Annotated in this window: 12 protein-coding genes and 2 pseudogenes; 3 read left to right on the top strand and 11 right to left on the bottom strand. The window is 63.6% G+C overall.

What is annotated here, in order from left to right:
- Positions 1-76: 76 nt before the first annotated feature.
- Positions 77-721: pseudogene (locus BLS26_RS36685) on the top strand (GAF domain-containing protein); the annotation flags it as partial.
- Positions 722-796: 75 nt separating this feature from the next.
- Positions 797-1,627, top strand: a pseudogene (locus tag BLS26_RS36265) (sensor histidine kinase); the annotation flags it as partial.
- Here the strand turns inward: BLS26_RS36265 and BLS26_RS09685 are convergent.
- Positions 1,624-2,826 (bottom strand): radical SAM protein, encoded by a 1,203-nt coding sequence (locus BLS26_RS09685; protein WP_092510497.1) that lies wholly within the window; start codon positions 2,824-2,826, stop codon positions 1,624-1,626. The pseudogene BLS26_RS36265 and the gene BLS26_RS09685 sit on opposite strands and share 4 nt — an antisense overlap.
- A 40-nt stretch (positions 2,827-2,866) precedes the next feature.
- Positions 2,867-3,118, bottom strand: a complete 252-nt coding sequence (locus BLS26_RS09690; protein ID WP_092510499.1) for a hypothetical protein — start codon at positions 3,116-3,118, stop codon at positions 2,867-2,869.
- 284 nt (positions 3,119-3,402) lie between these two features.
- Here BLS26_RS09690 and BLS26_RS09695 point away from each other — a divergent pair, with 284 nt between their 5' ends.
- The gene (locus tag BLS26_RS09695) at positions 3,403-3,753 is read left to right on the top strand and encodes a hypothetical protein (RefSeq protein WP_092517875.1); all 351 of its coding nucleotides are present in this window, start codon (positions 3,403-3,405) and stop codon (positions 3,751-3,753) included.
- 106 nt (positions 3,754-3,859) lie between these two features.
- Here BLS26_RS09695 and ligA read toward each other — a convergent pair whose 3' ends face one another.
- The 9 genes from ligA to BLS26_RS09745 all read right to left on the bottom strand — a co-directional run bounded on the left by ligA (position 3,860) and on the right by BLS26_RS09745 (position 16,011).
- Complete coding sequence (ligA, locus tag BLS26_RS09700) at positions 3,860-6,013, bottom strand: NAD-dependent DNA ligase LigA (protein ID WP_092510501.1); 2,154 nt, start codon at positions 6,011-6,013, stop codon at positions 3,860-3,862.
- A 10-nt stretch (positions 6,014-6,023) separates the two neighbouring features.
- Positions 6,024-7,697 (bottom strand): DNA repair protein RecN, encoded by a 1,674-nt coding sequence (gene recN / locus BLS26_RS09705; RefSeq protein WP_092510503.1) that lies wholly within the window; start codon positions 7,695-7,697, stop codon positions 6,024-6,026.
- A 13-nt stretch (positions 7,698-7,710) separates the two neighbouring features.
- Positions 7,711-8,622 carry an outer membrane protein assembly factor BamD gene (locus BLS26_RS09710; protein WP_092510505.1) on the bottom strand — a complete coding sequence of 304 codons (912 nt, stop codon included), beginning with the start codon at positions 8,620-8,622 and terminating at the stop codon, positions 7,711-7,713.
- 254 nt (positions 8,623-8,876) lie between these two features.
- On the bottom strand, positions 8,877-9,083 hold the full coding sequence (locus tag BLS26_RS09715) for a hypothetical protein (protein ID WP_092510507.1): 207 nt from the start codon (positions 9,081-9,083) through the stop codon (positions 8,877-8,879).
- A 126-nt stretch (positions 9,084-9,209) separates the two neighbouring features.
- The gene (gene lpxC / locus BLS26_RS09720; protein WP_092510509.1) at positions 9,210-10,169 is read right to left on the bottom strand and encodes a UDP-3-O-acyl-N-acetylglucosamine deacetylase; all 960 of its coding nucleotides are present in this window, start codon (positions 10,167-10,169) and stop codon (positions 9,210-9,212) included.
- Between the two features lie 352 nt (positions 10,170-10,521).
- Positions 10,522-12,309 (bottom strand): cell division protein FtsZ, encoded by a 1,788-nt coding sequence (gene ftsZ / locus BLS26_RS09725; RefSeq protein WP_092510511.1) that lies wholly within the window; start codon positions 12,307-12,309, stop codon positions 10,522-10,524.
- A 90-nt stretch (positions 12,310-12,399) separates the two neighbouring features.
- Complete coding sequence (gene ftsA / locus BLS26_RS09730) at positions 12,400-13,719, bottom strand: cell division protein FtsA (protein WP_092510513.1); 1,320 nt, start codon at positions 13,717-13,719, stop codon at positions 12,400-12,402.
- The gene (locus BLS26_RS09735) at positions 13,716-14,696 is read right to left on the bottom strand and encodes a cell division protein FtsQ/DivIB (RefSeq protein WP_092510515.1); all 981 of its coding nucleotides are present in this window, start codon (positions 14,694-14,696) and stop codon (positions 13,716-13,718) included. Before BLS26_RS09735 ends, ftsA begins: the two co-directional genes overlap by 4 nt.
- 322 nt (positions 14,697-15,018) lie before the next feature.
- Entirely contained in the window at positions 15,019-16,011 is a 993-nt protein-coding gene (locus BLS26_RS09745; protein ID WP_092510519.1) for an ATP-grasp domain-containing protein, read from the bottom strand.
- Positions 16,012-16,030: the final 19 nt, after the last annotated feature.

Genomic DNA, 16,030 nt, shown 5'->3' on the forward strand with positions numbered 1-16,030 from the left:
CCACATGACGGCCCACCCATTTCCCGTTGCCGGCTTGTCCGCTACGATACCCGACCCTGAGGGCTCGGGAGAGGCAATGAAGGCAGGCGGCGAACCCGACAAATTGCGAAGCCGCAAGGCGGCGGCGCGAAAGCCTGCGCCCAAAGCCACGCGCGCGTCCAAGACTGCTCGCGTGCCCAAGACGGCTCGCGCGCCCAAGGCTGCGCGCACCGTCAAGCCTGCGCGCGCGCTCCGGCCTGCCAAAACCAAAAGCCCTGCAAAGGCCGAGGCCGAACGGCTTGCTCGCGAGCTCGGGGACGCCAGGGAGCGTCATGCCGCCACGGCCGAGGTGCTGAGCCTGATCGCGGACGCGCCGACCGACCTGCAGCCGGTGTTCGACCGGATCGTCAAGAACGCGGCACGGCTGTGCCAGAGCGTGCTGAGCGCCGTCTACCGGCGCGACGGCGATCAGGTCCACCTGGTCGCGCATGACAAGTTCTCGGCCGAATCGATCGCGGCGGTGCAGAAGGCCTACCCTGCCCCGCTCGCCAGCAAAAACCTGATCTCGGTCGCCATCCGCGAGGGGCGCGTCGTCCATGAGCCGGATGTGCTGATCTCGGGCGGCTACAGCGACCTGCAGCGAACTTCGGGTTATCGCAGCATCCTCGTGGTGCCGATGCTGCGCGACGATGTCGCGATCGGCGCCATCGCGGTGATGCGGCTCGAGCCGCTACTGTTTCCGAAGACGCAGGTCGAACTGCTCAGAACCTTTGCCGGTCAGGCGGTGATCGCGATTGAGAATACGCGGCTGTTCGCCGAGGTGCAGGAACGCACCCAGCAACTGACGCAATCGCTCGACGACCTCAGAGCCGCGCAGGACAGCCTGGTGCAGACCGAAAAGCTCGCCGCGCTGGGGCGGCTGGTCGCGGGCGTCGCCCACGAGATCAACACCCCGATCGGCACCAGCCTGACGGTGGCCTCGACCATGATCGAAAAGACCGACCGGTTTGAGGCCGTGGTCGCCTCGGGCGACGTGCGACGGTCGAACCTGACCGAATTCGTCGCCGCGAGCCGCGAGGCGGCATCGCAGATCATGATCAACCTCAACCATGCGATCGACCTGATCCAGTCGTTCAAGCAGGTCGCCGCCGACCGCAACATTTCGGACCGCAGAAGCTTCGATCTCAGCGAGGTCACCGAACAGGTGATCAAGGGACTGCGGTTCAGCCTGCGCAGAAATTTGACGGTCGACGTCGAATGCGAATCCGGCCTCGCGATGACCAGCTATCCCGGGCCTTACGGCCAGGTACTCACCAACCTGGTGCTCAATTCCGCAGTGCATGCCTTTCCGGACGGCGAAGGCGGCTCCGTGCATATCGCGGCGCAGGCCTCGGGCAAGAACAATGTCGAGGTGCTGTTTTCGGACGACGGCTGCGGCATGAGCCCGGAGGTCCGGCGCCACGTGTTCGATCCGTTCTTCACGACCCGGCGCGACCAGGGCAGCACCGGGCTCGGACTGCACATCGTCCACAACATCGTCACCAACCGCCTCGGCGGCCGGATCCAACTGGAGACCAGGCCCGGCGCCGGCACGAAAATCCGCATCGTCGTGCCGCGCGAGGCGCCGCTGGAGCTTGCCGAAAACTAACCAGCGACGCTCCCCGCCAGCGCGTCGCGCACGCCGAGACGTTCCCCGTCCGGCTTGCTGACGTAAAGGTGGCTTTCAAGCACGGATTGCATGTTCTCAAACATTGCATAGAGGTCGTCGCAATAAACCGACGGATTGTCATAACCGTTCTTCTTCGAGAAACGATGCGGAAGATAGCCGCCGCCGCAGGCGTTCATAAATTTGCACTGCTGGCATTTCGCGGAAAGCTTGATGGAAGCATCACGCGCGGCTTTCCAGCGGGGCTCGTTCCTGACCTCGTCGATCGTGTGCTCGAAAATGTTGAACTTCGTGTTCGTGAATCCGTCGCCGGCAATCCGCAGCACATCATGTGCCTCGACCGAACCGTCGGTCATGACCGTGCAGAGTTCGATAGGTTTGTAGCCGACGCCCTCGGTCGGTGAATTGTTGCCGAGCATGGCGGTGATCATATCGGTAATGATCCGGATATTCGCTGTGGGCTTGCTGCGGTTGGCCTCCAGCCACAGGTCGAACAGCCCCTTGTAGAACGAACCAACGGATGCGGGGGTCTCATCCACCGTCGCATCCGGGATCATGATATCGTAGTTGGCAATTCCGCACTTCGCGAAAAATTCGACGTAGTCTTTTGGCGGATAAGCGGGATTGCAGACGGCCAGCGCGCTCATGCCGATGTCGCGTGACGCCAGCATCCGCGCGGCCCGTTCTGCCGCGGCGTGGGTGCCTGTGCCTTGAAACGTTTTCCGGTGAAGGTCGTGAATATGTGCCGGCCCGTCCAGGCTGATCGCGACCGAAATGTTGCGAGCCTCGAAACAGTTCAGCCACTCATCATCGATCAACACGCCATTGGTGGTCACCGCGATGGGTATGTCGCATCTCGTTCGTGACGATATGCCTTCGCAGGCCTCCGCAATGCGGTGAAAATTATCGACTCCCCACAGCAAGGGTTCGCCGCCGTGCAGAATGATGGGAAAATCGATCAGGGAATGCCTGGCGACGTGCTCTTCGATGCGCTGCAACAACTGAAGCAGCACTTCCGAGCTCATTAGCTTCGGCTTGTCATAAACCGACGCGTCGCGGAACCAGTAGCAATAGGAGCAGTCGATGTTGCATCTCGAAGCAACCTTGACAAGCAGCTGCGAGATCGGCTGCTCCTGGAAGCCCAAAGCATCTGGCAAAGCATCTTGAGCGTCAGCCGACATGCCGCTACCGGGTGGGGACACGAGAAACTACGAAGCAGGCCTAGTATCGGATAAAGCCACCCCTGCGGAACCCGCCGCCACCGCCGTAATATCCCCCTCTGCGAAAGCCGCCGTACCCGCCGCCCCGAAGGAAACCGCCGCGCCTGAAATAGACCTGGGTCGGCTCGGTAGCATTTTGCCCGCGCAGATCGCTCAGCAATGCGTCGATGCCCTGGTGATCGCTCTGGATTGTTGCGCCCGGTCCATGCAATTGCAGGATAGTCGATAGAACCTTCAGCGTCGTAATCGGCATGTTTTGGTCCTTTTTGCGTTGCAACCAAGGAGCGAACGAAAGGCCGGTATCCGAAAGAGCCGAGTGAGCGAGACCTTATACCCTTTTTATTGTAGCGACAATGTGTCGATCGCAAACCTCGGAGCTGTGATGGGATCACGCCCCGGGACGTTCTGCGCACTACAGGAAGCGCGAATGCCACTAAATCATTTGCAAAATCATTTGCTGGCAGGACACTATCGTCAGCGAAGCCCCGTTCGAGCTTGCCGCGGAATGACGTGTGATGGGGCTCAATCCTGGACATGATGGCCGAAGAAGACGACCCGACCGACGAGATTTCACAGATCGAGGCGCGGCTGGAGCGGCTCGCCGAGCGCGCCGAACAGTGCCGGAAGATCATCATGTTCTCGAAGGCAGCGATCGCCGCCGGCGCGCTGTTGCTGCTGGTGATGATGCTCGGCCTGTTCGGGTCCGGCGCGACGCTTGCGCTGGGATCGATCGCCGCCGTGCTGGGCGGCATCGTGTCGCTGGGATCGAACACCAGCACGCTGCAGCAGACAACGGCCGCCATCGCCGCGGCCGAAGCACATCGTTCGGAGCTGATCGGGCGGATTGATTTGCGGGTGGTGGGTGATGGTTTGAGGAAGTTGCACTGACGCCTTTACCGTCATTGCGAGCGCAGCGAAGCAATCCATCTTGCCGCAGAAAAGAAAGACTGGATTGCTTCGTCGCTGCGCTCCTCGCAATGACGGGGCTGGGGCCCTACTCCCCGATCAACTCCAGCCACTCGTCCTCGGTCAAGACAGCCACGCCGAGCTCGCGCGCCTTGGCGAGTTTTGAGCCGGCGTCCTCGCCGGCGACGACATAATCGGTCTTCTTCGACACCGAGCCCGCGACCTTGGCGCCGAGACGCTCCGCCACCGCCTTGGCTTCGTCGCGGGTAAATTTGGTCAGTGAGCCCGTGAACACCACGGTCTTGTCGGACACCGGCGAACTCTTGCGCGGCTGTTCGGCCGGTTTCACCTCGATCTCGCGCAAGAGTTCGCCGAGCGCCTTGACGTTACGCGGCTCGGCGAAAAATTCGACCACCGCGTCGGCAACGATCTCGCCGATGCCGCCGATATTGTTGAGATCCTGATAGGCCTCGGTCTCGTTTTCCTCGGCCTCAGCTCCCTTGGCGGCGGCCAGCATCGCCTCGCGGAAATTCTCGATGGTGCCGTAGTGCCGCGCCAGCAATTTGGCGTTGCCCTCGCCGACGTGGCGGATGCCGAGCGCGAAGATCAGCCGGTGCAGCTCGATATTGCGGCGGGCGTCGATCGCCGCGAAGAGATTGCGCACCGAGGTTTCGCCATAGCCCTCGCGCTCGGCGAGCTTGGCGGTCGAGCGCGCATCGCGCTTCTGCAGCGTGAAGATATCGACCGCCGACATCACCAGACCGTCCTCGTAAAACTCCTGAATCTGCTTGTCGCCGAGGCCGTCGATATCGAACGCCAGCCGCGAGACGAAATGCTTCAGCCGTTCTGTCGCCTGCGCCGGACAGATCAGCGCGCCGGTGCAGCGGCGCACCACCTCATCGTCCTCGCGGACGGCATGACTGCCGCACACCGGGCAAACTTCGGGAAACTTGTACGGTTTTGCGTTCGCCGGCCGCTTCTCCAGCACGACATTGGCGACCTGCGGAATCACGTCGCCGGCGCGTTGCACGATCACGGTATCGCCGACGCGGATATCGACGCCGTCGCGGATCGGGCTGCCGTCGTTGCCGATGCCCTTGATGTAGTCCTCGTTGTGCAGCGTGGCGTTCTGCACCACGACGCCGCCGACCGTAACCGGCGCCAGCCGCGCCACCGGCGTCAGCGCCCCGGTGCGGCCGACCTGGATGTCGATGCCGTTCAAAACCGTCGTCGCCTGCTCCGCCGCGAACTTGTGCGCGATCGCCCAGCGCGGGCTGCGCGACACGAAGCCGAGGCGATCCTGCCAGTCGAGACGATCGACCTTGTAGACCACGCCGTCGATGTCGTAGCCGAGCGAGGCGCGCTCGTCGCCGATCTTGCGATAGAATTTCAGGACATCATCGATGCTCTTGCACAGTTTGGTGCGCGGATTGACGACAAAGCCGGCCTTGTCCATCCACTCCAGCATGCCGTGCTGCGTCTCGGCCGGCCGCTCGCTCATCTCGCCCCAGGTATAGGCAAAGAATTTTAGCGGCCGCGATGCCGTGATCGAGACGTCCTTCTGGCGCAGCGAGCCCGCCGCCGAATTGCGCGGATTGGCGAACACGGTGTCGTCGGCCTCGGCCTGCTTCTTGTTCAGCTCGAGAAAATCTTTCTTGAGCATATAGACTTCGCCGCGCATTTCGCAGGCGGCCGGAATGTTGCGACCCTTCAGCGCGTGCGGAATATCCTTGATGGTGCGGACATTGGCGGTGACGTCCTCTCCTTCAAAACCGTCGCCGCGGGTGGCGGCGCGCACCAGTTCGCCATTCTCGTAGCGCAGCGACAGCGACAGCCCGTCGATCTTGGGTTCGGCGGTGATCGCAGGTATCTCGTCGGCATCGAGCTTGAGAAAGCGCTGGATACGTTCGACGAACTCGGTGACATCCTCGTCGCTAAAGGCATTGCCGAGCGACAGCATCGGAACGACATGCTGGACCTTGGCGAACCCGCGCGCCGGCGCGGCGCCGACCTTCTGCGTCGGCGATTCCTTGCTGACGAGATCGGGAAATTTCGCCTCGATCGCTTCCAGCCGCTGACGCAACGCGTCGTAGGCGGCGTCAGACACGGTCGGCGCATCCTTCTGGTAATAACGCTCGTTGTGGCCCTCGATCTCCAGTGTGAGGCGCATATGCTCGACCTTGGCCCGCGCCTTGGTCAACTTGGCGACTTCGGTGAGGGGTTTCTTCGCTTTCACGGCCATGATCGCGCGCCTAAGCCGTCGCGGCCTTCAGCAGCCGGTCCGCCGCGGCGCGCGCCTCGGCGGTGATCTCGGCGCCGGCCAGCATGCGGGCGATTTCCTCGCGGCGGAGGTCGGCGGCGAGCGCGTTGACGCGGGTGGCGACGCGCTTGCCCTTGTCCAGCGCGTCCTTGGAAATCAACAGATGCTGGCTGGCGCGGGCCGCGACCTGCGGGGCATGGGTCACCGCCATCACCTGAACCTTGCCGGCCAGCCGCGCCAGCCGCGCACCAATGGCATCCGCCACCGCGCCGCCGACGCCGGTATCGATTTCGTCGAACACCAGCGTGGGCGCCGAACCGCGATCGGACAGCACCACCTTGAGCGCCAGCAGAAACCGCGACAGTTCGCCGCCGGAGGCGACCTTCATCATCGGTCCAGCCTTGGTGCCGGGATTGGTCTGCACCCAGAACTCGACGCGATCGATGCCCTGCGGCCCCGGCGCGTTGGCGTCACTCTCGACCTGGGTCATGAACTTGGCGCGTTCGAGTTTGAGTGGCGCCAGTTCGGCATTCACCGCCTTGTTGAGCTTGTCGGCGGACTTGGTCCGCGCCGCGGAGAGTTTTTCCGCCGCGGCACCATAGACTTTGTCGGCCTCATCAGCCGCCGCTTCCAGTTTCTTCAACTGGCCGGCGCCGGCATCGATCAGCGCGACGTCCGAAGCGTATTTAGCGGCGAGCGCCGCCAGCCCATCGACCGGCGTCGAATATTTGCGCGAGGCGGCGCGCAAGGCAAACAGCCGCTCCTCGATCCGCTCCAGTTCCGCCGGATCGAAATCGGCGGCGGCCAGCGCGGCGTTGAGATGCTGCTCGGCTTCTTCCATCGCATTGATGGCGATATCGATCGCCTTCACGGCCGGCTCGACCAGATGCGGCAGATTGCCGGCGCGGCGTTCCAGCCGGCGCACCGCGGCCGCCAATGACGGCACCGGCGAATGGTTGCCGCCGACGGCGTCCAGCGCCTCGCGCAGATCGCTGGCGATCTTCTCGCCCTGCATCATGGTGGTGCGGCGTTCGGCCAAAGCGGCCTCCTCGCCGTCCTTGGGCCGCAGCGCCTTCAATTCGTCCGCGGCGTGGCGGAGATAATCCGCCTCGCGCGCCGCGCGCTCCATGCTGGCGCGATGCGCCTCGAGCGCGGTGTTGGCGGTGCGCCGCGCTTCCCACAGCGTCTCCAGTGTCGCGACTTCCTTCTCGAGCCCTGCGAAGGCGTCGAGCAACTGGCGGTGCGTCGAGGCATCGACCAGCGCGCGCTCGTCATGCTGGCCGTGGATCTCGACCAGCGCTGCGCCCACCGCTTTCAGCGTCTGCACCGAGATCGATTGGTCGTTGATGAAAGCGCGGGTGCGGCCGTCGGCGAGCTGGACGCGGCGCAGAATCATTTCGCCGGTATCGTCGAGGCCGTTCTCGGAAAGGATCTTTGTTGCCGGATGGCCCTTGGGCACATCGAAGGTCGCGGTGACCTGGCCTTGTTCGACGCCGTGGCGAACCAGCCCCGAATCGCCGCGGCCGCCGAGCGCCAGCGCGAACGCATCGAGCAGGATGGATTTGCCCGCGCCGGTTTCACCGGTCAGCACCGCGAGGCCACGGGAGAACTCGATATCGAGCCGTTCGATCAGGACGATGTCACGGATCGACAGACGCGCCAGCATGCGAAGTAAATTCCTAGCCGAGGCCTATCTTCTTGAAGGCCCTGGAAATGTAGGAACCCTGATTCTCGCTCGGCTCGAGACCACCGGACTTTACAAGATTATAGGCGTCCTTGTACCAGCGGCTGTCAGGAAAATTGTGGCCAAGGACGGCCGCCGCGGTCTGCGCCTCGCCGACGATGCCGATCGCCATATAGGCCTCGGTGAGCCGGGCCAGCGCTTCCTCGACATGCCGCGTGGTCTGGTAGCGGGTGACCACGGTCTTGAAGCGGTTGATGGCGGCGGTGTAGTCGCGCTTTTCGATGTAATAGCGGCCGACGTCCATTTCCTTGCCGGCGAGCTGGTCGCGCGCGCCTTCCAGCTTGGCCTTGGCGGAGGTGGCGTATTCCGAGGTCGGATATTTGCGAATCACCTCTTCCAGCGCCGCGATCGCCTTCTCGGTGCGGCCCTGGTCGCGGGAAATATCCGGAATCTGGTCGTAATGCGACGCCGCGATCAGGTACTGCGCGTAAGCCGAATCGGGGCTGCCGGGATGCAGCGTGACGTAACGGGTCGCCGCACCGATGCAGTTGTCATAGTCGCCGGAATTGTAGAACGCATAGGCCGACATCAGCAGCGATTTGCGCGCCCAGTCGGAATAAGGATGCTGGCGATCGACTTCCTCGAATTTCTTCGACGCCGCCTTGTTATCCTTGCGCTGGTTCATCAGGTACAAGCCCTCATTGTAGAGCTTGTCCGCGGGTTCCTCGACGAAGGTGTCGTCCTTGGCGGTGAACTTGTCCCACAGCGCGCCGGTGCCGCATCCGCTCAAGGGAATGGCCAGCGCGATCAATCCCCCCGCCAGCCGCAGCGTGCGGACCAAGGACCCGCTAAAGCCGGAGGTGCCGGATGACTTGCGTGGTTCGAGCGTCATACGCTGTGCCGACATGAAGTTAAGACCTGACGCCTCTGGTGCGGTTGATGGTGATACGGCATTTATCCGTCCGCCCCGTCCATGAACCGCGGTCATGGACGCCTATTCCCGATGCCTAGTTTTTTAGGCGCCCAATTCTTCAAAGGCCTCGCGGCGCGAGATCGCGCAACCGCAAGGCCTGTGTAGCCGAAAAACGATCGTTAACCAACCGAATACGGGGCCAATTCGCCCGGATTAAGGCGGCAGAACCGCATCGTTACCAATTGTGGTTACTGCGGAAAACGCCCCGGCAAGGTCGGATCGCCGCGGGGCGGCAAAAGCGCCAGCACAATCGACGGAATCGGAAAGAACAGCGCGCCGAGCAGGAACCAGGGACGTCGGGAGCGGCCTTTTTGCACCGCATATTTCGCGGTGAAGCGCCCGCACCAAACCATGATGGCGATAAGGACGACATTGAAAATGATCGAGGCGAGCATGGCGGCTCCTGTCGATGCGTCCGGCACAGCCTACAGGACGGCGGGCGCAGGCGCCCATCACGAAGCCGAAAGTCAGGGAATCAGGAGATTTCCAAGTGGAAACTCAGGAGATTTCGAAGTCGAAAGTCAGGACACATCCGGGCCGTAGGCCGGGGCGATCATGCCGCCGACCATGCCAGCACCTGCCTCGACATGGCCGCGGGAACGGCGCGCCGGTTCGGCTTCGACCACCCGCCAGGCGCTGTGATCGGCCAAGAGGGCCGTCAGCACGGCATGATTGAGCTTGTGGCCGCCACGTACCGAGCGGAAGACGCCCTGCAGCGGCAGACCGGCCAGCGCGAGATCGCCGATCACGTCGAGCACCTTGTGACGGACGCATTCATCGGCGAAGCGCAGGCCTTCGGCGTTGTGCAGGCGGGCTTCGTCGAACACCACGGTATTCTCAAAGGACGCGCCGCGGGCGAAGCCGGCGTTCCAGAGCCGCGCCACTTCGTTCATGAAACCGAAGGTGCGGGCGCGCGACACTTCGCGGCGGAAGCTTTCCGCGCTGAGGTCGAAGGCAAAATTCTGGCGGCCGATCGCGGGATTGGCGAAATCGATTTCGACTTCGGCGCGGAACCCGTTTGCATGGGGGCGCAACTCGCCAAAACTGTCGCCGATCGCCACCTGCACCGGCTTCAGCACCTGGATGAAACGGCGGGTGGCGGACTGGGTGACGATACCGGCCTGATCGATGGCAGCGACGAAAGCCGCAGCACTTCCGTCCATGATCGGAACTTCGGGCCCATCGACTTCGATGATGGCGTTGTCGACGCCCATGCCGCGCAAGGCTGCGAGCACGTGTTCGGCGGTGGAAACCAGCGGACCGTCGCTATCGCCGAGAACGGTCGCGAGGTCGGTGGCGATGACGGATGCCGCCACGGCCGGAACTTCGCGGTCGGCGTCTTCGAGACCGGTGCGGACAAAAATAAAACCTGCATCGATCGGTGCAGGTCCAATGGTGAGATTAACGGGAAGACCCGAATGTACGCCGACGCCCGTCACGGTGGCTTGCGACCGAAGCGTGGTTTGGCGGCTGAATTTCATACGATAACTGCCCACTACCGACTTATACCCAAGACCGGAACCACGCTTTGCACGCCGATTCGAAGTTTAGGTATCCCCAAGTCACGGCAGACCATAGTCACTGCCCTAAAGCGCGCCAACTCACGCTTTTTTACCGATTGTTACCCTATCTCTGCCGCATTCGCGCCAAGGCTTAACCAAATTCCGAACCGTTTGGACACCATTCCGGTCGGGTCATTTGACCACCGAATGCATAATTAATGATTTAAAATCAGGTAGTTGCGCATCCCACACGATCTTGCCGCAATCATCAAGAAAAGGGCCCCGGCTGGATCAGCCGGGGCCCTTCGGGTCGTCAGAATTGTAACAAACTTCAGTTGGCCTGCCGGCGCAGGAAGGCCGGGATATCAAGATGGTCGTCGCCCTGTGGCGCCGCTGCAACAGGTGTTGGGCGGCCGTGGGTGTCCAAACCTTGCGGTGCGGGCCGCCTTGCATACTCCGATACCGGCTGATTCTCTGACATTTGCTGCGCGACGGTGCGCTGCGGTTTGCGCTCGGGGAGCGGCGGCAGCGGCGACATCGAAGGGCCGGAGGCGCGGGCCGCGATCGGCGGCTCGGTCTCTTCGTCGCGGCGGCCGAGGCCGACATTGGCGAGCCGCTGCAGCAGCGACAGCCGGGTCTTCTGCGGATGCTCTTCCTCGGCGTCGCCGCGGGCCTGCCGGATTTCGGCCTGCGCCGGCATCGGAAGGTCCTCGAACTTCGGCATCCGCGGCGAACGTGCCGGCGGACGTTCGGCCGCCTGCGGAATAAAGGTTTCGGGCATCACCGGCTCGGCAGCCTCGACCCGGGGGGCGTCGTGGTGATCCGGGAACAAGGTCGGCTTCTGGGCGATTGGGCGAACCGTGACGTCGCCGTAGGAGGCGGACTGCAGCGGCGCCTGCTGCGACGCTTCGGGCGCAGCGACGGCGGCGGCAATCGCGGCCAAAGCCGCACGTTCGACGTTGCTGGACTGGCGCTGCTGCGCCTGTGCCGGAGCCGGAGCCGCCTGAGCCGCGGGTTCGAGCTTCTGGGCGCGTTCGGCCATCCGCGCATTGTCGGCGCGCAGCCGTGCAGTCAGTTCGGCCAGACGGCTGTCGGGGGCCGAGGTCGCAACCGGGGTTGCGACCGCAGCCGGTGTCTGGTTGCGGGCGATCAACGCCTGTTCGATGCCGGTGGCGACGACCGAGACGCGGATGATACCGTCGAGGCTCTCGTCGAAGGTGGCGCCGACGATGATGTTGGCGTCCTGGTCGACTTCCTCGCGAATGCGCGTGGCGGCTTCGTCGACTTCGAACAGGGTCAGGTCCTTGCCGCCGGTGATCGAGATCAGCAGGCCGCGCGCACCCTTCATCGAGCTATCGTCGATCAGCGGGTTGGCGATCGCAGCTTCAGCCGCGGTCAGCGCGCGCTTCTCGCCGGTGGCTTCGCCGGTACCCATCATCGCCTTGCCCATCTCCTTCATCACCGCCCTCACGTCGGCGAAGTCGAGATTGATCAGGCCTTCCTTGACCATCAGGTCGGTGATGCAGGCGACGCCCGAATACAGCACCTGGTCGGCCATCGCGAAGGCGTCGGCGAAGGTGGTCTTTTCGTTGGCGACCCGGAACAGGTTCTGGTTCGGGATGATCAGGAGCGTGTCGACCACCTTGTGCAGCTCGGCAATGCCGGCTTCGGCGGTGCGCATGCGGCGCTGGCCTTCGAAGTGGAACGGCTTGGTCACCACGCCGACGGTGAGGATGCCCATGTCGCGCGCGGTCTTGGCGATGACGGGAGCGGCGCCAGTGCCGGTGCCGCCGCCCATGCCGGCGGTGACGAACACCATGTTGGCGCCGGTGAGATGGTCGCGGAGCTCATCGATGACTTCCTGGGCTGCGGCCGCACCGACGTCGGGCTGCGATCCGGCACCGAGGCCTTGCGTGACCTGGGTGCCCATCTGCACGATGCGCTGCGCCTTCGACATGGTCAGCGCCTGCGCGTCGGTGTTGGCGACGACGAAGTCGACACCCTGCAACCCGGCAGTGATCATGTTGTTGACGGCATTGCCGCCTGCGCCACCGACGCCGAAGACGGTAATCCGCGGTTTCAGCTCGCTGATGTCAGGGGGTGTCAGATTGAGTGCCATGGTTGCCTCTCGATTACGTCGCGCGCGTTGGTTCGCCCCGGCCGGCGGCCGCGGGAGTTGGTGAAAGTCGTCTGCTCACTGGATCGGTCATCAGAACCCCTCGCGAAGCCATCGTCCGACCTTTCCGAAATAGCCGTCAGTCCCTGTCCTGACCTGCCGCGTATGCCGCGGTTCGACATGTTCAAGATGAGCGTATTGCGGATAGACCAGAAGGCCCGCAGGTACCGCGAACGAGGCGCTCTTGGCCTCGCTGGGCAGCCGGCCGAAACCGAGCGGACGGCCGATCCGGACCGGCCGGTTGAGGATACGGGTGGCGAGCTCGACGGTGCCGGTGAGCTGGGACGCGCCGCCGCTCAAGACAACCCGCGCCTTCGGCTCTGCCGCAAAGGGAGAATCCGCGAGCCGGTCCCGGATCATTTCAAAAATCTCCTCGGCGCGATGCCGAACGATGTTTGCGATCGTGGCCCGCGATACGATCTGCGGCGCGTCACGTTCGTCGCCTGACGTCGGTACGGACATCAACTCGCGCGCGTCCGACCCGCCGGTCAGCACTGTGCCGTATAACGTCTTGATTCGCTCGGCATCCGCAATGCATGCGCCGACACCACGTGCAAGATCCATCGTGATGTGCTGCCCGCCGACCGCAAAACCACTGGCATGGACGAAGCGGCCACCGGAAAAGGTCGCGATTGTGGTCGATCCGGCGCCCATTTCGACCACGGCGGCGCCCAAATCGGCTTCGTCGTCGGTCAGGACCGAAAGAGCCGCGACATAAGGCGACGCCGCCATGGCCTCGACGTTGAGATGGCAGCGTTCGACCACCAGCATCAGGTTGCGGGCGACGGTGGCGTCCGCCGTCACCACATTCATGTCGATGCCGAACTGCCGCGCCACCATGCCCCGGGGGTCGCGGATGCCCTTGACGCCGTCGAGCGCGTAGCCGACCGGCAGCGCATGCAGCACGGTGCGGCCCTCGCCGGTGGCGTGGCGCATTCCGGTCGAGGTGACGCGGGTGACGTCGTCCGAGGTAACCGAGCCGCCCTTGATGTCGGCGGCGGCCTCGACCAGTTGGCCCTGCAGCCGGCCGCCGGAAACCGACAGCAAGACTGACTCGACCCGAACCTTGGCCATGCGTTCGGCCATCGAAACCGCCTGGCGTACCGCCTGCTCGCATTCGGCGAGATCGACCACCGAGCCCGACTTGACGCCGCGCGACTGGATCTGGCTGTAGCCGATCAGTTCGACCGCATGGCTGCGGCCGCGCAGGGCATCGTTGGGCGGGCACGGCTTCAGCCGCGCGATCATGCAGGCGATCTTGCTGGTGCCGATATCGAGGGAAGCCACCAGCGCGGTGCGCTTCTGGTCCATCGGCCGCGTCTTCGGGGTCTGGGTGCGATCGAGGCCGGTCATGCGTCACCGGCCTTTTTCTTGGTCTTCTTGTCCTTGAACAGTTCGTCGCGGGCCTTGGCCGCGTCCTCGGACAGTTGCACCGTCAAGCGGTCCGGCAGCCGCATGTCGACGGCTGTGATGTCGCGCGAGAACAGTTTGTCGTCCTTGTCGAGCTTGGTCAGGACCGCCAGCGCGTTGCCGACGTCGTTCTCCGGCAGACGAATATCGAGCCCGTCCTTGAGCCGCAAATTCCAGCGCCGTTCGCCAACGAAGACCGCGGCCTTGGTCACGGAACGGACCTGCGGGTAACGGTCCAGCAGCGCGAGGAAATCACGCGCCTTGCTGTCGGCGCCCTTGCCCACCACCAGCGGCAGCGAAACGAAGCGCCGCGCCACGAATGGTTCCAGCACCGCACCGTCCTCGGAGATCACCGACAGGCGGCCGTCCTGCTGCCACAACGCGAACGCCGAGCGCTCGACGATGTCGATCTGGAGCTGGCCGGGATAGAATTTCAGAATGGTGGCGTCTGATATCCACGGATTGGCCTTGAGCTTGTCGCGCACGGTGGCGGCGTCGAGGAACAGCAGCGAGGAACGGCCGTTGACGCCGCCGATCGCGAGCACCTCGTCCTGGCTCAGTTGCTTGCGGCCGTTGATGGCAACGGTGGTGATGCGGAACCCGGCCGAATTGGCCAGCGCATTGCGGGTATCGCTGAGCGCTGCCGTGAAATCGTCGAGATGGCCGCCCTTGACGATTCCGAGGCCGGCACTGCCGAGCAGCATCAGCACGGTCAGAATGACGCCGGTGCGGCTCGGAAGGGTGCGCTCCAGCCACAAAATGATCCGGTTTGGCGGCGTGCGATCGATCGGAGCCTTAATGCGGGCACGAAGGCCCAGCCACTCGCGCAGCAGCACCACCGCTCCAATGGCGGCGGCTTTCAGGTCAGCTTGGGGCCTCAGCGATCTCAGTGATCGAGCGAGGCGTCCTGCACCATCCATTGCACGAGCCTGTCCAAGTGTTGTTCCCGCAAGCATTTTTGCGGGTCCGACACAGATGACTCCTGGTGATGCCGACTTGCGTGCTGACCTCAAAGTCGGAACAGCGCACGCCCCGGCAGCCAAGCGCCACATGCGCCGCCAGCGTTAACCTTCGGACTTCCTGGTAAACAAAGTGTAAATTGGGTGGGTTAGGGACGCGTTTTGGTGCGTCTTCTCTGTCGTTTGCCTGACATTGGTTAGGATTTTAGTAATAATTCTCATGGCCGGGCCGGTTCCCCGCCCAAGGTCTTGGCAAAGCCTCGTTAAGGCCTTGGCTGCGCGGTCAAATCCGCTCCCGGCTGAGCTTTTCGGCCAAAACGATCTGGTCGCGCAGGAAATCAGCAAATTCGATCCCCTGCGCCTTGAGCGCCTTGGGATAGAGCGAGGCCGCCGTCAGCCCCGGCAGGGTATTGGTTTCGAGATAAACCGGTCCCTTGTCCGAGACGATGAAGTCGGTGCGGGAATAGCCGCTGCAAGACAGCGCCCGGTGCGCCCGCAGCGCCTGCTCCATCAGCGCTTTGGTGATCTCGGACGAAAAGCGGCCGGGGCAGATCTCCTGAGTCGATTTCAGCAGGTATTTCGCGGTGTAGTCGAACGCGCCCTCCCCCGGAATGATCTCGACCGGCGGCAGCGAGATAATGCTGCCGTCCGAGCGCTCCAGCACGCCGCAGGTCGCCTCCACGCCGGAGACGAACGGCTCGATCAGATACTCTTCGGTTTTCGCCGCATTGCGGACGGCGACAAGGTCCTGCTTCGCATTGACGAAAATCAGGCCATAGCTCGATCCGTCCCGCGCCGGTTTCGCAATCAGCCTGCCGTATTCGGCGAAAGCGTCATCGATATCTTCCAGCGCGATGCCCTCCGGCGCCTTGACGCCGGCAATCGCGGCAAAGCGCTTGGCTGCGGTCTTGTCGAAAGCGAGATTCGAGGACGCTGAGCCGGACCCCGTAAAGGGAATGCCGCGCATTTCGCAGGCGGCCTGCAGTTCGCCATTCTCTGCCCTGCCGCCGTGCAGCCCGAGCACCAGCACGCGATCGTCGGCTTTGGCCTTGTCGAGCGCCGCCTCGAATCCGACGCCGCGACTGCCGGGTTCGAACGCGTCCTCGAACGGCCGCTTGTGATTGAGCAGGGTCTCGGATTTCACCTCATGCACGGTGTCGGCCGCATGCCAGAACCAGAGGTCCGCCTCCGGCAACGCCCGATGCAGCGCCTGCGCGCTCGCCACCGAGACCAGACGCTCCTTGTTGGTGCCGCCGAAGAGAATGGTCGTCCGCATCAGCCCTGCCCTACTGCTT

Origin of the sequence: Afipia sp. GAS231, assembly GCF_900103365.1 — a bacterium.
Classification (GTDB): Bacteria; Pseudomonadota; Alphaproteobacteria; order Rhizobiales; family Xanthobacteraceae; genus Bradyrhizobium.